The 21540-nt window shown below is 52.2% G+C and carries 16 protein-coding genes; 5 read left to right on the top strand and 11 right to left on the bottom strand.

From position 1 onward, the window contains the following. Positions 1–21: 21 nt before the first annotated feature. Positions 22–1188: a M20 aminoacylase family protein gene (locus A7Z06_RS12440; RefSeq protein WP_000569581.1), complete on the bottom strand. Its 1167-nt coding sequence runs from the start codon at positions 1186–1188 to the stop codon at positions 22–24. 329 nt (positions 1189–1517) lie between these two features. On the opposite strand from A7Z06_RS12440, the gene sthA reads away from it, so the two are divergent. Next, positions 1518–2918, top strand: coding sequence for a Si-specific NAD(P)(+) transhydrogenase (sthA, locus tag A7Z06_RS12435; RefSeq protein WP_001120821.1), 1401 nt, complete (start codon positions 1518–1520; stop codon positions 2916–2918). Here sthA and oxyR read toward each other — a convergent pair. The 6 genes from oxyR to argC all read right to left on the bottom strand — a co-directional run bounded on the left by oxyR (position 2901) and on the right by argC (position 10349). Beyond that, positions 2901–3818 carry a DNA-binding transcriptional regulator OxyR gene (oxyR, locus tag A7Z06_RS12430; RefSeq protein WP_001025936.1) on the bottom strand — a complete coding sequence of 306 codons (918 nt, stop codon included), beginning with the start codon at positions 3816–3818 and terminating at the stop codon, positions 2901–2903. The genes sthA and oxyR overlap by 18 nt on opposite strands. 251 nt (positions 3819–4069) lie before the next feature. Further along, complete coding sequence (locus A7Z06_RS12425; RefSeq protein ID WP_000382178.1) at positions 4070–5353, bottom strand: MFS transporter; 1284 nt, start codon at positions 5351–5353, stop codon at positions 4070–4072. Between the two features lie 66 nt (positions 5354–5419). Next, positions 5420–6634, bottom strand: a complete 1215-nt coding sequence (gene manD, locus A7Z06_RS12420) for a D-mannonate dehydratase ManD (protein ID WP_000690943.1) — start codon at positions 6632–6634, stop codon at positions 5420–5422. A 492-nt stretch (positions 6635–7126) separates the two neighbouring features. Then, positions 7127–8500, bottom strand: a complete 1374-nt coding sequence (gene argH / locus A7Z06_RS12415) for an argininosuccinate lyase (RefSeq protein ID WP_001230092.1) — start codon at positions 8498–8500, stop codon at positions 7127–7129. 60 nt (positions 8501–8560) lie between these two features. Next, on the bottom strand, positions 8561–9337 hold the full coding sequence (gene argB, locus A7Z06_RS12410) for an acetylglutamate kinase (RefSeq protein WP_077629745.1): 777 nt from the start codon (positions 9335–9337) through the stop codon (positions 8561–8563). Between the two features lie 7 nt (positions 9338–9344). Further along, positions 9345–10349, bottom strand: a complete 1005-nt coding sequence (gene argC / locus A7Z06_RS12405; RefSeq protein WP_000935358.1) for an N-acetyl-gamma-glutamyl-phosphate reductase — start codon at positions 10347–10349, stop codon at positions 9345–9347. 153 nt (positions 10350–10502) lie between these two features. Here argC and argE point away from each other — a divergent pair, with 153 nt between their 5' ends. From argE to A7Z06_RS12385, 4 genes are all read left to right on the top strand, one after another. Then, positions 10503–11654, top strand: coding sequence for an acetylornithine deacetylase (gene argE / locus A7Z06_RS12400; protein ID WP_010346357.1), 1152 nt, complete (start codon positions 10503–10505; stop codon positions 11652–11654). A gap of 473 nt (positions 11655–12127) precedes the next feature. Continuing rightward, positions 12128–14779, top strand: a complete 2652-nt coding sequence (ppc, locus tag A7Z06_RS12395) for a phosphoenolpyruvate carboxylase (protein ID WP_001005563.1) — start codon at positions 12128–12130, stop codon at positions 14777–14779. A gap of 180 nt (positions 14780–14959) precedes the next feature. Then, positions 14960–16693, top strand: a complete 1734-nt coding sequence (locus tag A7Z06_RS12390) for a phosphoethanolamine transferase CptA (RefSeq protein ID WP_000556328.1) — start codon at positions 14960–14962, stop codon at positions 16691–16693. Positions 16694–16841: 148 nt separating this feature from the next. Next, positions 16842–17693 carry an AraC family transcriptional regulator gene (locus A7Z06_RS12385; protein WP_000274614.1) on the top strand — a complete coding sequence of 284 codons (852 nt, stop codon included), beginning with the start codon at positions 16842–16844 and terminating at the stop codon, positions 17691–17693. On the opposite strand, the gene A7Z06_RS12380 is transcribed toward A7Z06_RS12385, so the two are convergent. From A7Z06_RS12380 to A7Z06_RS12365, 4 genes are read right to left on the bottom strand one after another with little or no spacing between them, the layout of a single operon-like run. Next, a complete protein-coding gene (locus A7Z06_RS12380; RefSeq protein ID WP_000323849.1) occupies positions 17680–18021 on the bottom strand; it encodes a PTS fructose-like transporter subunit IIB in 342 nt (113 codons plus the stop codon). The two genes, A7Z06_RS12385 and A7Z06_RS12380, sit on opposite strands and share 14 nt — an antisense overlap. 1 nt (position 18022) lies before the next feature. Further along, entirely contained in the window at positions 18023–18901 is an 879-nt protein-coding gene (locus A7Z06_RS12375; protein WP_000204110.1) for a [formate-C-acetyltransferase]-activating enzyme, read from the bottom strand. Beyond that, positions 18867–21164: a formate C-acetyltransferase gene (locus tag A7Z06_RS12370; protein WP_000184792.1), complete on the bottom strand. Its 2298-nt coding sequence runs from the start codon at positions 21162–21164 to the stop codon at positions 18867–18869. Before A7Z06_RS12370 ends, A7Z06_RS12375 begins: the two co-directional genes overlap by 35 nt. A 53-nt stretch (positions 21165–21217) precedes the next feature. Then, positions 21218–21538 carry a PTS fructose-like transporter subunit IIB gene (locus tag A7Z06_RS12365; RefSeq protein ID WP_000161267.1) on the bottom strand — a complete coding sequence of 107 codons (321 nt, stop codon included), beginning with the start codon at positions 21536–21538 and terminating at the stop codon, positions 21218–21220. Positions 21539–21540 lie beyond the last annotated feature (2 nt).

Below are 21540 nucleotides of genomic sequence, written 5' to 3'. Positions count from 1 at the left end.
TGTTGTTGTGTGTTGTTTTATTTATTGCAACCAGGCTTCTACCAGCGCGCCCCAGTAGCTACTTGCCGGCACCAGACTTGCATCGTTGAAGTCGTACCCGGGGTTATGCACCATGCAGGAACCTTCCCCGACATCACCATTACCGAACAACAGGAAAGCGCCTTTTGGCTGGGCCTCCAGCATGAAAGAGAAGTCTTCACTGCCCATCAGAGGCTTGATGCCAAACTCCGCCCTGTCTTCACCAAACGTTTCGCAGGCCACCTGGCAGGCAAATCTCGCCATCGCCTCATCATTCACTAATACCGGAGTGCCGTTAACATGCGTCACATCAGCCGTAGCGCCAAAGCTGACGGCCTGGGCTTGTGCCAGAGCAGGAATACGGGTCAGAAGAAGTTGCCGGGTTTCACGGCTAAGCGAGCGGACGCTGATTTTCATCTCGGCACTATCTGGAATGACGTTAGCGGCCTCACCCGCAACAATGCTGCCGACGGTAATGACCGCCGCTTCCAGCGGATCGACATTGCGCGACACAATACTTTGTAATGCGGTGGTGATATGTGCCGCGACCAGCACCGGGTCGATGGCTTTGTGGGGAATCGCACCATGTCCACCACAGCCACGAACCGTAATGTGGAACTGATCCATTGACGCCATCAGCGCCCCTGGCTGAAAGTAAAACTTGCCAACCGGCAGACCCGGCATATTGTGCATACCGAAAATCACATCGCAGGGGAAACGGTCAAAAAGACCTTCTTTAACCATAATCTCACCGCCGTTGATCATCTCTTCAGCTGGCTGGAAGATGAGACGCAACGTGCCGTTAAAGCGGCGGGTTTCGGCAAGATAGCGCGCGGCACCCAGCAATATTGTGGTATGCCCGTCATGCCCACAGGCGTGCATCAAACCAGGTTGTTTGCTGGACCAGGGTTTGCCGCTATTTTCATAAATCGGTAACGCATCCATATCCGCCCGCAAACCAATACTTTTCTCTCCGTCGCCCACTTTTAAGGTGGCAACCACGCCGGTCGTCGCCAGCCCTTGCTCTACCTCATAGCCCCACTGGCGCAGCTTTTCTGCTACCAACGCACTGGTTTGAAACTCCTGTAACCCCAGCTCCGGGTTTTCATGGATCTGATGGCGAATCTCGCGCAGTTCTTCCTCAAACCCACGAATATAGTGTTCGATCATCTGCTATTCCCTTATTTATAGATAAACAGGCTAATTGACGGATTTTATTGATGGTATAAATACAAATACCCCATCAATATAAAATATTTATATATTTGTTTTATAAGAAAATTTCACAAAGACAATAACAAAAAAGCACACTTCATCAAGATAAAACTGCCAGTCACAAGAAAAAGCGATTAATAGTGAATAAATAAAATAAGAAGGAGGAAGACAAAGCAAAGGCCGCTCACGATATAGCCAGATAAATGACGGGGATCAATTGGCTTACCCGCGATAAAATGTTACCATTCTGTTGCTTTTATGTATAAGAACAGGTAAGCCCTACCATGCCACATTCCTACGATTACGATGCCATAGTAATAGGTTCCGGCCCCGGCGGCGAAGGCGCTGCAATGGGTCTGGTTAAGCAAGGTGCGCGCGTCGCAGTTATCGAGCGTTATCAAAATGTTGGCGGCGGTTGCACCCACTGGGGCACCATCCCGTCGAAAGCTCTCCGTCACGCCGTCAGCCGCATTATAGAATTCAATCAAAACCCACTTTACAGCGACCATTCGCGACTGCTCCGCTCTTCTTTTGCCGATATCCTTAACCATGCCGATAATGTGATTAATCAACAAACACGTATGCGTCAGGGATTTTACGAACGTAATCACTGCGAAATATTGCAGGGGAACGCTCGCTTTGTTGACGAGCACACGCTGGCGCTTGATTGCCCGGACGGCACGGTCGAAACGCTGACCGCAGAAAAATTTGTTATTGCCTGCGGCTCTCGTCCATATCATCCGGCGGACGTTGATTTTACCCATCCGCGCATTTACGACAGCGACTCAATTCTTAGCATGCATCACGAACCACGCCACGTGCTTATCTACGGTGCCGGAGTGATCGGCTGCGAATACGCATCGATCTTCCGTGGAATGGATGTGAAAGTGGATCTGATCAACACCCGCGATCGTTTGTTGGCGTTTCTTGATCAAGAGATGTCAGATTCTCTCTCGTACCACTTCTGGAACAGCGGTGTGGTAATTCGTCACAACGAAGAATACGAGAAGATTGAAGGTTGTGACGACGGTGTAATCATGCACCTGAAATCAGGCAAGAAACTAAAAGCCGACTGCCTGCTCTATGCCAACGGCCGCACCGGTAATACCGATTCGCTGGCGCTGCATAATATTGGTCTGGAAACTGACAGTCGTGGCCAGCTTAAGGTCAATAGCATGTATCAAACCGCACAGCCGCATGTTTATGCCGTGGGCGACGTGATTGGTTATCCGAGCCTGGCGTCGGCGGCCTATGACCAGGGGCGCATCGCCGCACAGGCGCTGGTGAAAGGTGAAGCCACCGCGCATCTGATTGAAGATATCCCTACCGGCATCTACACCATCCCGGAAATCAGCTCAGTCGGTAAAACCGAACAGCAACTGACCGCGATGAAAGTGCCGTATGAAGTGGGTCGCGCCCAGTTCAAACATCTGGCGCGAGCGCAAATCGTTGGCATGAACGTGGGTACGCTGAAAATCTTATTCCATCGGGAAACAAAAGAGATTCTTGGGATTCATTGCTTTGGCGAGCGCGCTGCCGAAATTATTCATATCGGGCAGGCGATTATGGAACAGAAAGGTGGCGGCAACACCATTGAGTACTTCGTTAACACCACCTTTAACTACCCGACCATGGCGGAAGCCTATCGGGTAGCGGCACTAAACGGCTTAAACCGCCTGTTTTAACGCTTTATCGAAATGGCCATCCATTCGTGCGCGGATGGCCTCTGCCAGTTGTTCATAACGACTACGCAGCGGTGAGCCAGGACGATATACCAGGCCAATAGTGCGGCGTGGTTCCGGCTTAATGCACGGCAGATAAACAACGCCATCGCGTTTGCGCTCTGGCGGTACAGCCAGCGCAGGCAGTAAAGTGATCCCGCTACCTGCCGCCACCATGTTGCGCAGCGTCTCCAGACTGGTGGCGCGGAAATGTGTATCTTCATCCGCCCCGGCTTCAAAGCAGAAGCCCATCGCCTGATCGCGCAGACAGTGACCATCTTCCAGCATCAGCAGTTTTTCCCCTGCCAGATCGGCCATCGGTACGCATTCGCGGTTCGCCCACGGATGATCTTCGTAGATAGCCAGCAACATTGGTTCGTCAAACAACGGCACTTCAATGAATGCTTCGCTTTCTTTCACCAGCGCGAGGATCACGCAGTCGAGCTTGCCACTGTCCAGTTGCGCCAGTAACTGGTGGGTCTGCGCTTCATGCAGATACATTTCCAGCTTTGGAAAGGTCTGGTGCAGCATCGGGATAATATGCGGTAGCAGGTAAGGCCCGACCGTGGGAATCAAACCAATGTGCAGCGGCCCGGACATGGTCTCGCCCTGCTGGCTTGCCATCTCTTTAAGGACTTTCACCTCACGCAGCACGGTACGCGCCTGATCCACCAGCAGCATTCCCGCCTGGGTGAATAACACTTTACGGCTGGTTCGCTCCAGCAGCATCACGCCCAGCTCATCTTCCAGCTTACGAATTTGCCCGCTAAGCGTCGGCTGGCTAACGTGGCAGGAATCTGCCGCACGCCGAAAATGGCGGTGTTCGGCCAGTGCCACCAGGTACTCAAGATCACGAATATTCATTATCCATCCTCCATCGCCACGATAGTTCATGGCGATAGGTAGCATAGCAACGAACGATTATCCCTATCAAGCATTCTGACTGATAATTGCTCACAGAAACGGAGCGGCACCTCTTTAACCCTTGAAGTCACTGCCCGTTTCGAGAGTTTCTCAACTCGAATAACTAAAGCCAACGTGAACTTTTGCGGATCTCCAGGATCCGCTTTTTTTTATTTCTTCCGACCCTCCAGCGGAGGGCCAGGCTGCAATACTTACTCAATGCGATCTTTGACGATAAAGAAGTAACACAGCGCACCAGTGAAGGTCACACAGGCCGCGATAACCAGCGCCAGATTAAACGAGTGCGTGGTATCCACCACCCAGCCGGTTACGATCGGAGCAAAGGAAGCAAAGACAAAACTACCAAAGTTTTGAATCCCGGCGATGGAAGCCACTTTTGTTTCTGACACCATCACCTGAACCAGTCCCCATGCAGATGTTCCCGCAAAATGCACGCAGAACAGCGCCATTGAGATAAACGCCACCGCTTGCGCAGGCGAGGAAGATTGCACGACCAGCAACGTTCCTAATGCCGACATCATCAAACCGCAGACAATAGCCGTTTTACGCGTCTTCGCCAGGTCGTAGCCTTTTTTCGCCAGTCGATCGACAACAATACCGTTAACCCACATCCCGACCGCCGCCGCGAGGAAAGGAATCGCCGCCACCCAGCCCGTTTTCGCCAGACTGAAACCTTGCTCGGCCTGCAAATAACCGGGTAACCACGCGATGTAGAGCCAACCGGTATAGTTAACCCCAGAGAAACCTAAAATCATCCCCCAGGTTGTCCGGTGCTTAAACAGCGCCAGCCACTCGCTAAATTGCAGCTGTGGACGCGGTTTAACCGGCGCGGAGAGATACGTCCGTTCTTCGTCGGTCAGGACAAACTGCGCCCGGTTGCGATACCACACGTACCAGCAAATCCCAACCAGAATCCCCGCTACGCCGATGATAACGAACATCGCCCGCCAGCCCCATGCCAACTGCATCAATACAAGAGCAGGAGGCGCGATGGCCTGACCGATAACGGTAGATGAGTTAAAAATTCCCAGCGCCGTGCCGCGTTCTTTTTGTGCATACCAGTCGGTAATAGATTTCACCCCCGCTGGCATAAATGGCGCTTCGCCAATACCCAGACCAATACGCATTAAAATAAAGTGGCTAAAAGAATTAACCATTCCTGTTAATGCCTGCATTAATGACCAGAATATCAAACCTGCGCCTAATACTATTCGTGGACCAAAACGATCTAACAAAATACCGGAAGGAAGTTGTGAAAAACCATAAGACAGAGAAAATGCAGAAAGCAAAACGCCAAACTCTGTCGCCGATAATCCTAACTCGCCACGAATCGCTTCGCCTGCCACACTCAGTGACGAACGGTCGAGGAAATTAACGATCCCCGCCATAAATAATAAAACCAGCGTCACTGTCTGAATACGACGAATCCGTTGCGGTTTATTACCCGCAACACTGGTTGACACATCAACGTCCATTTTTAGCTCCTTGAGCGGAATTAATCGATTTGATGACTATTCAGAAAATAATTAAGCGAACCGTTATTACCAGTTCCACAATGTGCCATCTTCCAGTCGTGCGACGGGGAGATACGCCGGGTCATACGGATATTTCGCCGCCAGTTTCTCATCGAAAGAAATACCCAGCCCCGGTTCATCGCCCGGATGCATATACCCCTCCTCGAAGCGCCAGCTATGCGGGAAGACTTCAAGCATTTGTTCGGAATAGCCCATGTACTCCTGCACGCCGAAGTTTGGCACCCAGAGGTCAAAATGCAGCGCCGCCGCATGGCAAATGGGCGATAAATCAGAAGGACCGTGCGAACCGGTACGTACCTGATAAAGTGATGCAAAATCGGCAATCCGCCGCATCCCGGTAATGCCGCCTGCATGGGTAATCGTCGTGCGAATATAGTCAATTAACTGCTCTTCGATTAACTGCTTGCAATCCCAGATACTGTTAAACACTTCTCCGACCGCAATTGGCGTCACGGTATGCTGGCGAATCAAACGGAAACATTCCTGATTCTCGGCAGGCGTTGGATCTTCCATCCAGAACAGGCGGTAATCCTCAATGCTCTTTCCAAAGCGCGCCGCTTCGATGGGGGTAAGGCGATGGTGCATGTCATGCAACAGATGTTCGTTAAAACCGAACTTATTGCGCACCGCCTCAAATAACTTCGGCGTGAAATCGAGATACTTCTCCGTCGACCACAACTGCTCTTCCGGCCACTGGCCTTTGGTTGCCGGTTCGTACGCCAGTCCTTTGCCCTTCGCCAGGCCATAGGTGGTTTGCATCCCAGGCACACCGCACTGCACACGAATCGCCTTAAAGCCCATCTGCTGGTGCTTTGCATAATCCTCAAGAACTTCATCAATCGTGCGCCCGGTGGTATGGCAATAAACCATCACGCCCTCACGAGAAGCACCGCCAAGCAGTTGATACAGCGGCATATTGGCTGCTTTAGCTTTGATATCCCACAATGCCATATCAATGGCAGAAATGGCCGACATCGTGACGGGACCACGTCGCCAGTAAGCGCCTTTATAAAAGAATTGCCAGATATCTTCGATACGGCTGGCATCGCGGCCAATTAATTGTGGGCAAAGATGATCTTTCAGATAAGAAGCGACCGACAATTCGCGGCCATTTAACGTGGCATCTCCTAATCCACAAAGTCCGCTTTCAGTGGTTATTTTAAGCGTAACGAAATTACGCCCGGGGCAAGTAACAAAAACGTCCGCAGCAATAATTTTCATTATTGCAATCTCCTGTGTTGTAAATAGACGCTTCAAACTTAATTACGCGCCTACTACCATACAAGAGAGAAAGAGTGATTATTCAACCGTGATCACATTAAAAACAAAAATTTCCGGCGGAGAACAAAAATATCCTCAAATTTGACCTACACTATTAATCATCATCGTTAAAACAACGCGTTAAATAATCACATAATAAACACCATCAATCTTAAAAATAAACACAACAATAGAAATTAATTATATTCAATTAATTAAACTGTGTATCGCCTGGTGTATTTAAAAATGATTTTTATAGGGAGAGTAAAGCAAGAATAAAAAGGCATGTGACAAATAATGGTTCTGGTTGGGCGTTAAATTTAAGGTCAACAGAATACTGCCTGATGTGACGCTGTCGCGTCTTATCATGCCTACAAGTGCAACACTACGTAGACATGATAAACAAAGCACATCAGGCAAACTCCCCATTCTCAGGGGAGCAAAATAACAAGGTTACCCCAAACGCGCCCTTGCAAAAGCAATCGCCTGCGCCACCTGTTGCGGTGAGACACCGCCTTTTGCCGCACGCTTGTCGAGGCACGATTGCAGCGACAGAATCGGATAGACATCTTCGCCAATCACCTGGCTGAATTTCTGCAACTCGGTCAGCGGCAGATCTTCCAGCGGTTTACCCTGACGAATGGCTTCCACCACCGCTTCACCCACGATATGGTGCGCCTCGCGGAACGGTACGCCCTTCGCCACCAGATAATCCGCCAGTTCAGTAGCATTCGCATAACCCTGCTGCGCTGCTTCCTGGCAACGTGGGCGTTTCACCTGAATGCCGTCCAGCACCAGCGCCGCCATATGCAGGCAGTCCAGCCAGGTATCGAGCGCGTCGAACAAACCTTCTTTGTCTTCCTGCATATCTTTGTTGTAAGCCAGCGGCAAACCTTTCAGCGTCATCATCATGCCGGTTAACGCGCCCTGCACTCGACCGCATTTACCGCGAATCAGCTCCAGCGCATCCGGGTTTTTCTTCTGCGGCATTAATGATGAACCGGAAGTCACGCGGTCAGAAAGCTCCACAAACCCCGCTTCGCCGGTGTTAAAGAAAATCAGATCTTCGGCAAAACGCGACAGATGCACCATGCCGATAGCGGCAGCAGAAAGCAGTTCCAGCACGTGGTCGCGGTCAGAAACGCTGTCGAGACTGTTACGGGTCGCCGAAGCAAAGCCCAGCCAGCCTGCTAACTGTTCACGGTCGATTTCATAGGCTGTTCCCGCCAGCGCGCCACAGCCTAGCGGGCTGACATCCAGACGCTTAAGCGCATCCTGCAAACGGCTTTCATCGCGCGCCAGCATCTCAACATACGCCAGACACCAGTGAGCGAACGTCACCGGCTGGGCGCGTTGCAGGTGAGTGTAACCTGGCATTACCGCGTCCTGATTGTTTTGTGCGGTTTCCACCAGCGCCGATTGCAGCTGCCGGTTAGCCGTCAGCAACTCGCTAACGGTATCTTTGCACCACAGTTTCAGGTCAGTCGCTACCTGATCATTACGGCTACGCCCGGTGTGCAGTTTTTTGCCTAACTGACCCACTTTGTCGATCAGTTTGCCTTCCACCCAGCTATGGATATCTTCGGCGTCGCTTTCAAGGATTTGTTGTGGCCTGGCGCGAACATCTTCCAGCAGCACGTTCAGCGCCTCTTCCAGTTGCGCCTGTTCTTCTGCGGTCAGCACACCGACCGTTACCAGGGCTTTGGACCAGGCCACAGAGCCAACAATATCCTGCTCCGCCAGACGGTAATCAAAACGCAGTGAGTCGTTGAATTGTTTGAACCGTTGATCTGCTGCCTGGGTAAAACGCCCGCCCCAAAGTGCCATAACTCTGTTTCCTTATTTTGAAATTCAATGCCGGAAAGCTACGCCTCCGGCTAACAAAACTTAAGCTAAAATCCGCGTACCCATCGGCATACCGTTAAACAGTGCCGGAAGCTGTTCCGCATGACGCCAGGAGGCGATATCCACCGGGCGCCCCAGCGTGCGCGCAGCATCCAGCGCCGCGTTCACTTTCACTATCATGCCGTCGGTAATAATGCCCTGCTCAATCAGTTGTTCTGCTTTCGCGGCGGTCATTTCGGCAATGCGTTGCCCTTTGCCGTCGAGAATGCCACTGACGTCGGAGAGCAAAATCAGATCCGCGCCCAGCGTTGCCGCCAGCGCCGTCGCCGCCTGGTCAGCATTGACGTTCATCAGTTGTCCTTCGTTCGTTACGCCAATGGAGCTGACCACCGGCAGATAACCGTTTTCCAGCAACGTATTGATAAGCTTAGGCGAACCTGGCTGCGCCAGTCCAACATGGCCTAACTCTTCATCAAGCTGGGTCACTTTGACGCTGTCGCCGTCACCGAGAAACAAACCTACGGCCGCAATCTGATGTTTCTTCGCCCATGCCAGCAGGGTTTTATTTGCCGTTCCCGCCAGTGCTCCGGTGATAATGTCTATCTGATCCGCAGGCGTCACCCGCAGGCCATTTTTCTTTTTCACCGGCAGATTCAGCCCTTTCATCAGCTCATCCACCACGCAACCGCCGCCGTGCACAATCACCAGCGGACGCTGATGTGACTCACGATAATTCACCAGTGCGCTAAACAGACGTTCCAGCGCCTCTTCACTATCCAGCAGTACGCCACCCAGTTTGATAATTAATGGATTCATCATTGCACCCTTAAATAAGAGACTGCGTTTCCGCATAACCGAAACGAATATTGGCGCACTGTACCGCTTGTGCCGCCGCACCTTTCAATAAATTGTCTTCGGTCGCCACAATAATCAGATGCTCGCCCTGAACGGCAAACCCGATATCACAGAACGGCAGCCCGACGACATTTTTCAGTGCCGGAACGCCTTTGTCATATAGCCGTACCAGCGGTTTATGCGCATACGCCCGCTGTAACGCTTGCGCGACTTGCGCCTGGGTCACACCCGGTTTCAGGCGGCAGGTAATGGTTTCGAGAATGCCGCGCGGGAAATTGCCCAGATGCGGGGTGAAGATAACGTCAGCACCGAGGTGTGTGGCGATCTCTGGTTGATGGCGATGGGTAAAGACGCCATACGGTTGCAGGCTAACTTCACAAAAACTATTTGAAATCGCTGCCTTACGTCCTGCACCGCTCACGCCGCTGGTGGCGTTGATCACCGGCCACTGACTGAGGTCGAGAAGATCGGCATCAATCAACGGTTTCAGCGCCAGTTGTGCCGCCGTCGGATAACATCCCGGCACCGCAATTAAGTTCGCTTCTTTTAATTTATTGCCGCACCACTCCGCCAGACCATAAGCGGCCTGTTCCAGCAGTTCCGGGTATTGATGGGTAAAGCCGTAATATTTTTCATAGAAGGCAGCGTCGTTAACACGAAACGCGCCGGAAAGGTCAAACACCACGCAGCCCGCTTCAAGAAATTGCGGTGCTAAATCGTGGCTAACTTCATGGGCGGTGGCGAGAAACACCACGTCCACCCCTGGGCTAAACTCGCTGATATCCGACATCGGCTGCAACGGCAGATCAACGATGCCTTTTAGCTGCGGATGCAAATCGGAGATTAACTTTCCCGCATCATTGCTTTGCGCTGAAACAGTCAAAGCGGTTATGTTCATATGCGGATGGCGATTTACATAGGTCACTAGCTCTGCGCCAGCGTAGCCGCTGGCACCCACAATCAGCGTATTCAACATCGGGGCTATTCACCTTCTTATGTCTGGTTGCCAGGTTAAACGTAAAACATTCACCTTACGGCTGGTGGGTTTTATTACGCTCAACGTTAGTGTATTTTTATTCACAATTACTGCATGAATATTGATACTATCATGACCAGAGGTGTGTCAACAATGAAAAACAAATTACCGCCATTTATCGAGATTTACCGTGCTCTGATTGCCACACCTTCAATAAGCGCCACGGAAGAGGCACTCGATCAAAGCAATGCAGATTTAATCACTCTGCTGGCGGGCTGGTTTAAAGATTTGGGCTTCAATGTGGAAGTGCAGCCTGTGCCAGGAACTCGCAACAAATTTAATATGCTGGCCAGTTGCGGACAGGGTGCTGGCGGCTTGCTGCTGGCGGGTCATACCGATACGGTGCCGTTTGATGATGGTCGCTGGACGCGCGATCCGTTTACGCTGACGGAGCATGACGGCAAGCTTTACGGCTTAGGCACCGCCGACATGAAAGGCTTCTTTGCGTTTATCCTCGATGCGCTACGCGACGTCGACGTCACGAAACTGAAAAAACCGCTCTACATTCTGGCGACTGCCGATGAAGAAACCAGTATGGCCGGAGCGCGTTATTTTGCCGAAACCACCGCCCTGCGCCCGGATTGCGCCATCATTGGCGAACCGACGTCGCTACAACCGGTACGCGCGCATAAAGGCCACATCTCCAATGCCATTCGCATTCTGGGTCAGTCGGGGCATTCCAGCGATCCGTCGCGCGGAGTTAACGCTATCGAACTGATGCACGACGCCATCGGTCATATTTTACAATTGCGCGATAACCTGAAAGAGCGTTATCACTACGAAGCGTTTACCGTGCCATATCCCACGCTCAACCTTGGGCATATTCACGGTGGTGACGCCTCTAACCGTATTTGCGCTTGCTGCGAGTTGCATATGGATATTCGTCCGTTGCCTGGCATGACGCTCAATGAACTTAATGGCTTACTCAACGACGCGCTGGCTCCGGTAAGCGAACGCTGGCCGGGTCGTCTGACGGTCGAAGAGCTGCATCCGCCGATCCCTGGTTACGAGTGCCCGCCGAACCATCAACTGGTTGAAGTGGTTGAGAAATTACTCGGTGCAAAGACCGAAGTGGTGAACTACTGTACCGAAGCGCCGTTTATTCAGACGTTATGCCCGACGCTAGTGTTGGGTCCAGGCTCAATTAATCAGGCTCATCAGCCTGATGAATATCTGGAGACGCGGTTTATTAAACCCACCCGCGAACTGATCACCCAGGTCATTCACCATTTCTGCTGGCATTAAAACGTAGGCAGGATAAGGCACTCGCGCCGCATCCGGCACTGTTACCAAACTCCAGCGCCGCAATAATGTCGGATGCGATGCTTGCGCATCTTATCCGACCTACAGTGACTCAAACGGTGCCCAACCGTAGGCCGGATAAGGCGCTTGCGCCGCATCCGGCACTGTTGTCAAACGCCAGCGCCGCAATAATGTCGGATGCAATGCTTGCGCATCTTATCCGACCTACACCTTTGTTGTTATGTATGGTGATTTTTTAACATTTCCATAAGTTACGCTTATTTAAATCATCGTGAATTTAATGGCGTAAATTCCTGCTAATTATTCGTTTGCTGAAGCGATTTCGCAGCATTTGACGTCACCGCTTTTACGTGGCTTTATAAAAGACGACGAAAAGCAAAGCCCGAGCATATTCGCGCCAATGCGACGTGAAGGATACCGGGCTTCAAACAATAAGATGGGGTGTCTGGGGTTATATGAACGAACAATATTCCGCATTGCGTAGTAATGTCAGTATGCTCGGCAAAGTGCTGGGAGAAACCATCAAGGATGCGTTGGGAGAACACATTCTTGAACGCGTAGAAACTATCCGTAAGTTGTCCAAATCTTCACGCGCTGGCAATGATGCTAACCGCCAGGAGTTGCTCACCACCTTACAAAATTTGTCGAACGACGAGCTGCTGCCCGTTGCGCGTGCGTTTAGTCAGTTCCTGAACCTGGCAAACACCGCCGAGCAATACCACAGCATTTCGCCGAAAGGCGAGGCTGCCAGCAACCCGGAAGTGATCGCCCGCACCCTGCGTAAACTGAAAAACCAGCCGGAACTGAGCGAAGACACCATCAAAAAAGCGGTGGAATCACTGTCGCTGGAACTGGTACTCACTGCGCACCCAACCGAAATTACTCGTCGTACACTGATCCACAAAATGGTGGAAGTGAACGCGTGCTTAAAACAGCTCGACAACAAAGATATCGCCGACTACGAACACAACCAACTGATGCGCCGCCTGCGCCAGTTGATCGCCCAGTCATGGCATACCGATGAAATCCGTAAGCTGCGCCCAAGCCCGATAGATGAAGCCAAATGGGGCTTTGCCGTAGTAGAAAACAGCCTGTGGCAAGGCGTACCGAATTACCTGCGCGAACTGAACGAACAACTGGAAGAGAATCTCGGCTACAAACTGCCCGTCGAATTTGTTCCGGTGCGATTTACCTCGTGGATGGGCGGCGACCGCGACGGCAACCCGAACGTCACTGCCGATATCACCCGCCACGTCCTGCTGCTCAGCCGTTGGAAAGCAACCGACCTGTTCCTGAAAGATATTCAGGTTCTGGTTTCTGAACTGTCGATGGTTGAAGCAACCCCTGAACTGCTGGCGCTGGTCGGCGAAGAAGGTGCCGCAGAACCGTATCGCTATCTGATGAAAAACCTGCGTTCCCGCCTGATGGCAACACAGGCCTGGCTGGAAGCGCGTCTGAAAGGCGAAGAACTGCCGAAGCCGGAAGGTCTGCTGACGCAGAACGAAGAACTGTGGGAGCCGCTCTACGCTTGCTACCAGTCCCTTCAGGCGTGTGGCATGGGTATTATCGCCAACGGCGATCTGCTCGACACCCTGCGCCGCGTGAAATGTTTCGGCGTACCGCTGGTGCGTATTGATATCCGTCAGGAGAGCACCCGTCATACCGAAGCACTGGGTGAACTGACCCGCTATCTCGGCATCGGCGACTACGAAAGCTGGTCAGAGGCCGACAAACAGGCGTTCCTGATCCGCGAACTGAACTCCAAACGTCCGCTTCTGCCACGCAACTGGCAACCAAGCGCCGAAACGCGCGAAGTGCTTGATACCTGTCAGGTGATTGCCGAAGCACCGCAAGGTTCGATTGCCGCCTACGTGATCTCGATGGCGAAAACGCCGTCCGACGTACTGGCCGTTCACCTGCTGTTGAAAGAAGCAGGTATTGGATTTGCGATGCCAGTCGCACCGCTGTTTGAAACTCTCGATGACCTGAACAACGCCAACGATGTCATGACCCAGTTGCTGAATATCGACTGGTATCGCGGCCTGATTCAGGGCAAACAGATGGTGATGATTGGCTATTCCGACTCGGCAAAAGATGCAGGCGTGATGGCGGCTTCCTGGGCGCAATATCAGGCACAGGATGCGTTAATCAAAACCTGCGAAAAAGCGGGTATTGAACTGACGCTGTTCCACGGTCGCGGTGGTTCTATTGGTCGCGGCGGCGCACCGGCTCATGCGGCGCTGCTATCGCAACCGCCAGGAAGCCTGAAAGGCGGCCTGCGCGTGACCGAACAGGGCGAGATGATCCGCTTTAAGTACGGTCTGCCAGAAATCACGGTCAGCAGCCTGTCGCTGTACACCGGGGCGATTCTGGAAGCCAACCTGCTGCCACCGCCTGAGCCGAAAGAGAGCTGGCGTCACATTATGGATGAACTTTCGGTCATCTCCTGCGATCTCTACCGTGGTTATGTGCGTGAAAACAAAGACTTTGTTCCATACTTCCGCTCCGCCACGCCGGAACAGGAACTGGGCAAACTGCCGTTAGGTTCACGTCCGGCGAAACGTCGCCCGACCGGCGGCGTCGAATCACTGCGCGCAATTCCGTGGATTTTTGCCTGGACACAAAACCGCCTGATGCTCCCAGCCTGGCTGGGCGCGGGTACTGCGCTGCAAAAAGTGGTGGAAGATGGCAAACAGAGCGAACTGGAAGCCATGTGCCGCGACTGGCCGTTCTTCTCAACGCGTCTGGGAATGCTGGAAATGGTCTTCGCCAAAGCAGACCTGTGGCTGGCGGAATACTATGACCAACGCCTGGTCGACAAAGAGCTGTGGCCGTTAGGTAAAGAGTTACGCAATCTGCAAGAAGAAGACATCAAAGTGGTGCTGGCAATTGCCAACGATTCCCATCTGATGGCCGATCTACCGTGGATTGCCGAGTCTATTCAGCTACGAAATATATACACTGACCCGCTGAACGTACTGCAGGCAGAGTTGCTGCACCGCTCCCGCCAGGCAGAAAAAGAAGGCCAGGAGCCGGATCCCCGCGTCGAACAAGCGTTGATGGTCACTATTGCCGGAATTGCAGCAGGTATGCGTAATACCGGCTAACCCCCATCCTCTATCAACCCTCGTGCAATAGCGCGAGGGTTTTCTGAAATACTTCTGTTCTAACACCTTCGTTTTCAATATATTTCTGTCTGCATTTCACCCAGATTCTGGATATCCCTTCAGATATCCTTAAGGTTTTGTCCTTACATTCGGCGCTATTATCCAAAACGGGTTCTTACTATGCATTCCACTGAAGTCCAGACTAAACCCCTTTTTAGCTGGAAAGCCCTGGGTTGGGCACTGCTCTACTTTTGGTTTTTCTCTACCCTGTTACAGGCCATTATTTACATCAGCGGCTACAGCGGCACCAACGGCATTCGCGACTCACTGCTGTTCAGTTCGCTGTGGTTGATCCCGGTATTCCTCTTTCCGAAGCGGATTAAAATTATTGCCGCAGTGATCGGCGTGGTGCTGTGGGCGGCCTCTCTGGCGGCGCTGTGCTACTACGTCATCTACGGTCAGGAGTTCTCGCAGAGCGTTCTGTTTGTGATGTTTGAAACCAACACCAACGAAGCCAGCGAGTATTTAAGCCAGTATTTCAGCCTGAAGATTGTGCTTATCGCGCTGGCCTATACGGCGGTGGCAGTTCTGCTGTGGACACGCCTGCGCCCGGTCTATATTCCGAAGCCGTGGCGTTATATCGTCTCTTTTGCCCTGCTTTACGGTTTGATTCTGCATCCGATCGCCATGAATACGTTTATCAAAAACAAGCCGTTTGAGAAAACGTTGAATAACCTGGCATCGCGCATGGAGCCTGCCGCCCCGTGGCAATTCCTGACTGGTTATTATCAGTATCGCCAGCAACTTAACTCGCTGACGAAGCTGCTGAATGAAAATAATGCATTACCGCCGCTGGCTAATTTCAAAGATGAATCGGGCAACGAACCACGCACCCTGGTACTGGTGATTGGCGAGTCAACCCAGCGTGGACGTATGAGTCTGTATGGTTATCCGCGTGAAACCACGCCAGAACTGGATGCGCTGCATAAAACCGATCCGAATCTGACCGTATTTAATAACGTGGTTACGTCTCGTCCGTACACCATTGAAATCCTGCAACAGGCGCTGACTTTTGCCAACGAAAAGAACCCTGACCTGTATCTGACGCAACCGTCGCTGATGAACATGATGAAACAGGCGGGGTATAAAACCTTCTGGATCACCAACCAGCAGACGATGACCGCCCGCAATACCATGCTGACGGTATTTTCGCGCCAGACCGACAAGCAGTACTACATGAACCAGCAACGTACGCAGAGTGCGCGTGAATACGACACCAACGTGCTGAAGCCGTTCCAGGAAGTGCTGAATGACCCTGCGCCGAAGAAACTGATCATCGTTCATCTGCTGGGTACGCATATCAAATACAAATACCGCTACCCGGAAAATCAGGGCAAGTTTGATGGCAATACCGATCATGTTCCGCCGGGATTAAGCGCAGAAGAACTGGAGTCATATAACGATTATGACAACGCTAACTTGTATAACGATCATGTGGTTGCCAGCCTGATTAAAGACTTTAAAGCAGCAGACCCGAACGGTTTCCTGGTTTACTTCTCTGACCACGGTGAAGAGGTTTACGACACGCCGCCGCACAAAACTCAGGGGCGTAACGAAGACAACCCGACGCGTCATATGTACACCATTCCGTTCCTGCTGTGGACGTCGGAAAAATGGCAAGCGACTCATCCGCGTGATTTCTCACAGGATGTTGATCGTAAATACAGCCTGGCGGAACTGATCCACACCTGGTCGGATTTGGCGGGCTTATCTTACGACGGTTACGATCCAACCCGTTCGGTGGTGAACCCGCAGTTCAAAGAAACCACCCGCTGGATTGGCAACCCGTACAAGAAAAACGCGCTGATCGATTACGACACTCTGCCGTATGGCGATCAGGTGGGTAATCAGTAAATGACCTTTGTATCGCGTCTGGCGCTATTTGCCGGATGCGATACTGCCGCAATGTTTACATCGAACTCTCATCAGGCCACACTTTTCAGGTGGCCTTTTTTCATAATGCCAGTTACTGTTTTCCCATCTACATACCTAAGGGAATAACATGTATCACGACGTCAGCTATCTGCTCTCCCGCCTGATCAACGGCCCGCTGTCCCTGCGCCAGATTTACTTTGCCAGTAGCAACGGCCCGGCGCCCGATCTTGCATATCAGGTCGATTTTCCACGGCTGGAAATTGTGCTGGAAGGCGAGTTTGTTGATACCGGCGCTGGCGCAACGTTAGTTCCCGGCGATGTACTGTACGTCCCTGCTGGCGGCTGGAACTTCCCGCAATGGCAAACACCCGCTACCACCTTTAGCGTGCTGTTTGGCAAACAGCAACTCGGCTTCAGCGTCGTACAATGGGATGGCAAGCAATACCAAAATCTGGCAAAGCAGCACGTCGCCCGACGCGGCCCGCGCATTGGTTCATTCTTGCTGCAAACACTCAATGAAATGCAAATGCAGCCACAGGAGCAGCAAACGGCAAGGCTTATCGTCGCCAGCCTGCTTAGCCACTGCCGCGACTTGCTCGGCAGTCAAATCCAGACCGCCTCACGCAGCCAGGCACTATTTGAAGCGATTCGCGATTATATCGATGAACGCTATGCCTCCGCGCTAACCCGTGAATCTGTCGCGCAAGCATTCTATATTTCGCCCAATTACCTCTCCCACCTGTTTCAAAAAACGGGTGCGACGGGCTTTAACGAATACCTGAATCATACACGGCTGGAACATGCAAAAACGTTGTTGAAAGGCTATGACCTGAAGGTAAAAGAAGTGGCGCACGCCTGCGGCTTTGTCGACAGCAACTACTTCTGCCGCCTGTTTCGTAAAAACACCGAACGCTCGCCGTCAGAATATCGTCGGCAATACCACAGCCAACTGACAGAAAAACCGACTACTCCAGAATAAGATGGGTTTGCTGCGGCGCAGAAAGCACTTTGCGCACCGCGCTCATTACCCGCTGCGGCTCACGCAGGAATGCGTAGATGCTGCATTGCACATAGCGGCAATGCTCAAATCGCTCGGCACCAGCAAGCTCGATATCCGTAATCAACAGCGCAACATCCGCCCGACGGATATCCTCGTCCGCTAAACGATTCTCCGTTCCCAGCGCCCCCTGGGTTTCAATGCTGACGCCCCACTTCTCTAACTGGCATAATTTTTCCAGCCGTTCTGCCGCCATATAAGTATGCGCCACGCCGCTGACGCAGGCGGTTACTGCCACCAGGTATGCCATTTTACCCCCCCACGGTAACCTCAAATCCGGCTCGTTCTGCCATTTCGCGCATCGTTGCCACATCGGCTGACGAGGGCGCAGAAACCTCTTTCATCGACCATGTTTTCCCCAGCAGGCGGTATTTCGGTTCACCGTACTGATGAAACGGCAACAGGTGGATTTGCCTGATATTCAGCGGGATCAGCACGTCCAGCGCCTGCTGCATATTCTCCCGGCTGAGTGTGAAACCAGGGATCAGCGGTAAACGCGGGATCACGTTGACACCTTCGCTTACCAGCAAACGCAGATTCTCCAGCACGCGTGGCAGGTTCATCTTCACCACATCCCACGCCTGAGTCGCGTCCATAATTTTTAAATCGAACAACACTTCATCGCACAATTTCGCCAGTGGTAACAGCTTGCTGGCTGGCGCGTCTCCGGCAGTTTCGATGGCACATGAGACGCCCCAAAGCCGAAGTCGCTGTAAAAAACGGGTCGCAAATTCCGCCTGCATTAACACTTCGCCGCCAGAAAGCGTGACGCCGCCGCCGGACGTGCGAAAGAAAATGTCATCTTTCATCACTTCCCGCTCCAGCGCGTCAAGGCTGATATCGCGACCAATCCGTTCAAACGCCCCGGAGGGGCATTCATCCGCATCACGTAAACATTTCGCGCAGTGCAGACATTTCGCCTCTCTGCGTACCGTCTGGATTTTGCCGGAGATCGACTCCGGATTAGCACACCACGGGCAAAGATGTGGGCAGCCTTTAAAAAAGACCACCGTGCGGATGCCTTCACCGTCATTCAGCGAATAACGCTGAATGTTGAAAATGCGCGCCACGTCATCGCGGCGCGTTTCCACAACGTTACAGCTGATGCGCTGTCCGGCGGATGATGTCATCCTGGATCTCCTTCGACAATTCGACAAAGAAGGCGCTATATCCGGCAACGCGCACCACCAGCCCGGCATAATCTTGTGGGCGCTTTTGCGCTTCCCGCAACGTGTCGGCATTCACCACGTTAAACTGAATATGCTGCAACTTAAGCTGGGTAAATGCGCGTAAGAAATCGGCCAGTTTACGTAATCCCGCTTCACCTTCGAGGGTCGCCGGAGTGAATTTCACGTTCAGCAATGTACCGTTAGACAGCAGCGTGTTATCGAGCTTACTGACTGATTTCAGTACCGCCGTTGGTCCTTGTGCGTCCTGGCCCAGCATTGGCGACAAGCCACCGTCTGCCAGTTGCTCCCCGGCAAAACGACCGTCTGGCGTCGCGCCAACCACCGATCCCAACGGGACGTGAGCAGAAACGGTATACGACCCCGGCGTGAAGTAGCCACCGCGCGGGTTCTGGTATTTTTCCACTTCTTTGCAGTAGTGGCGCAGCAGTTCGGCGCTAATGTTATCCACCTCGTCGATATCGTTGCCGTATTTCTCAAAGCGGTTAATTAAGCGAGCGCGAACTTTTTCGCCTTCGGGCGTTGCGAAGTTGGCTTTTAATACCGACAACAATTCGTCAAAACTTAAACGCTGTTGATCAAAAACCATCCCTTTCAACGCATGGAGAGAATCGCTCAGGTTGGCAATACCGATCCCCTGTACGCCGGAGAAGTTATAACGCGCGCCGCCATCGGTAATATCGCGGCCTTTTTCCAGACAATCGCTGATAAACGACGAAAGCAGCGGCACTGGCGCCCAGTCGCGATGGCCGATATCACAAATATTGCTGCCTTCAACCATTAGGGTGATGTAGTGGCTAATCTTGGCGCGGATCTGTTCCAGTAAACCTTCATAAGTCAGCGCAGCATTGCCTTCATTTTCATGCAGACAAATTTCCATCACTTTCAGCAGGTTAAACATCGCGATGTCGTGCAAGCCGTAAGTTCTGCCAGGAATAGACAACTCCACGCAACCGACCACTGAATAGTCGCGCGCATCTTCCAGCGAAACGCCACGGTTGAGGAACGCTGGCACCACCACTTCATCGTTAAAGATTTGCGGAATACCGGTGCCGAGGCGAATGGTTTCTGCGGTTTTCATCAGGAACGGCGTGTCGATCAAGGCGTTAGTGCGCACGCCCAGGTTCGGTTGCGGTAATTGCACGCTTTGATAGGCGTCGAGGCAGAGGAACGAAAGCACGTTCACCGCACTACGTCCGTTTTCCGTTAAACCGCCGAGCAGCGCGGTATAGCCGGTCGGGAAACCTGCGAAATAGCGCGCGCTGCTGGTGGAGCGTAACAGCACGATGTCGTTGCACTTCACCCATAAAGATTCGAGCAGTTCTTTCAGGAACGCCGGGTCTTCGCCCTGGGTTAATGATGTCTGATAGAACGGCAACATATACTGGTCGAAGCGCCCTAACGACAGCGAACTGGCGTTGGATTCGTATTGCAGAATGATGTTCATGTACCAGAACAACTGGCACGCCTGCCAGAACGTCTGCGGCTTATGTTGCGCGTTATGGCGGGAGATCTCCGCAATAGTCAGCAATTCTTCGCGACGCTGGGCATCGGTGCAGTTTGCCGCCATCGTTTCCGCCAGTTCGGCGTAACGCAAAATGTGTTTTTGTGAAGCTTCCAGCAGTAACAGCGCGGCCTGATAAAAGTGATTATCCGGCTGTTGCTGACAATGTTGCTGCATCTGCGCCACCAGCTCACCCAGCCCGTGATTCAGCAGGCGCGGATAATCAATAATGATATGCCCCTGACCTTTATCCGTCTGGTTGATGCTGAAAATCTGCGTGCTGGTTGCGGCTTTTACTTCATCCGTCATCTGCCCGTTGATGAAATCTTTCATCGAACGTTTTTCCCAGTACGGGAACAACTCTTCGCGGTAGATACGTTTATCTTCTTCACTGATAGCAAAGCGATCCTGCGGTCGCGTCGGGAATTGCTCCAGCTCTTTCAGCAACCAGTAAGGATCCATTTCCGGTGACATAATCCCGGCGCGAGGTTTTACGGTGCGGTTACCGGCAATCAGTTCTTCATCACGAATCGAAATTTCAACGTGTTCCAGGATATACGCCGTGGCTTTTGCCCGACGAATAATCACAGGTTCGCCTTCGGTTTGCTTATGGCTGGCGGTATAAAGCAGCGCCCGCTCCAGCGAGATTTCACGGGTATTGGCAAACAGCGCAGTTTTAAGGCGAGAGATACGATTCGTCATGAGGAACTCCTGTAGGGAAAAAACAAGCCCGCCGTTTCAGGCGGGCTAAAAACTTAAGCAGTCTGTGCCAGATGGGCTTCGATTTTGTTCATGATGGCTTCAGCGCGTTTTACCGCGTCGCTGATGTTGACGCGCACGATAGTCTTGCCAGCAAAACGCTCTTCAAATTTGATGCCGATATCTTTGGTCAGAATCACCATATCGGCGCTCGCCACGTCTTCCGCTGTCAGTTCATTTTCCAGACCAATTGACCCCTGGGTTTCTACTTTCACTTCCCAGCCTTTCGCTTTCGCGGCACTTTCCAGCGCCTCTGCTGCCATATAGGTATGGGCAACACCTGAAGGACATGCGGTTACTGCAATAATTTTCGTCATGG

Origin of the sequence: Escherichia sp. MOD1-EC6819, from assembly GCF_002965765.1 — a bacterium.
Taxonomy (GTDB): Bacteria; Pseudomonadota; Gammaproteobacteria; order Enterobacterales; family Enterobacteriaceae; genus Escherichia; species Escherichia ruysiae.
The sequence above is the reverse complement of the archived record's forward strand: the minus strand, read 5'-3'. Positions and strand labels throughout refer to the sequence as shown.

Excerpts from the sequence above, each read along its gene's own strand:
- manD (WP_000690943.1), bottom strand. The coding sequence starts at position 6,634 with ATGAAAATTATTGCTGCGGACGTTTTTGTTACTTGCCCCGGGCGTAAT.
- A7Z06_RS12390 (WP_000556328.1), top strand. The coding sequence starts at position 14,960 with ATGCATTCCACTGAAGTCCAGACTAAACCCCTTTTTAGCTGGAAAGCC.
- argC (WP_000935358.1), bottom strand. The coding sequence starts at position 10,349 with ATGTTGAATACGCTGATTGTGGGTGCCAGCGGCTACGCTGGCGCAGAG.
- A7Z06_RS12440 (WP_000569581.1), bottom strand. The coding sequence starts at position 1,188 with ATGATCGAACACTATATTCGTGGGTTTGAGGAAGAACTGCGCGAGATT.
- A7Z06_RS12365 (WP_000161267.1), bottom strand. The coding sequence starts at position 21,538 with ATGACGAAAATTATTGCAGTAACCGCATGTCCTTCAGGTGTTGCCCAT.
- A7Z06_RS12375 (WP_000204110.1), bottom strand. The coding sequence starts at position 18,901 with ATGACATCATCCGCCGGACAGCGCATCAGCTGTAACGTTGTGGAAACG.
- A7Z06_RS12425 (WP_000382178.1), bottom strand. The coding sequence starts at position 5,353 with ATGGACGTTGATGTGTCAACCAGTGTTGCGGGTAATAAACCGCAACGG.
- A7Z06_RS12385 (WP_000274614.1), top strand. The coding sequence starts at position 16,842 with ATGTATCACGACGTCAGCTATCTGCTCTCCCGCCTGATCAACGGCCCG.
- argB (WP_077629745.1), bottom strand. The coding sequence starts at position 9,337 with ATGATGAATCCATTAATTATCAAACTGGGTGGCGTACTGCTGGATAGT.
- A7Z06_RS12380 (WP_000323849.1), bottom strand. The coding sequence starts at position 18,021 with ATGGCATACCTGGTGGCAGTAACCGCCTGCGTCAGCGGCGTGGCGCAT.
- A7Z06_RS12370 (WP_000184792.1), bottom strand. The coding sequence starts at position 21,164 with ATGACGAATCGTATCTCTCGCCTTAAAACTGCGCTGTTTGCCAATACC.
- argE (WP_010346357.1), top strand. The coding sequence starts at position 10,503 with ATGAAAAACAAATTACCGCCATTTATCGAGATTTACCGTGCTCTGATT.
- oxyR (WP_001025936.1), bottom strand. The coding sequence starts at position 3,818 with ATGAATATTCGTGATCTTGAGTACCTGGTGGCACTGGCCGAACACCGC.
- sthA (WP_001120821.1), top strand. The coding sequence starts at position 1,518 with ATGCCACATTCCTACGATTACGATGCCATAGTAATAGGTTCCGGCCCC.
- argH (WP_001230092.1), bottom strand. The coding sequence starts at position 8,500 with ATGGCACTTTGGGGCGGGCGTTTTACCCAGGCAGCAGATCAACGGTTC.
- ppc (WP_001005563.1), top strand. The coding sequence starts at position 12,128 with ATGAACGAACAATATTCCGCATTGCGTAGTAATGTCAGTATGCTCGGC.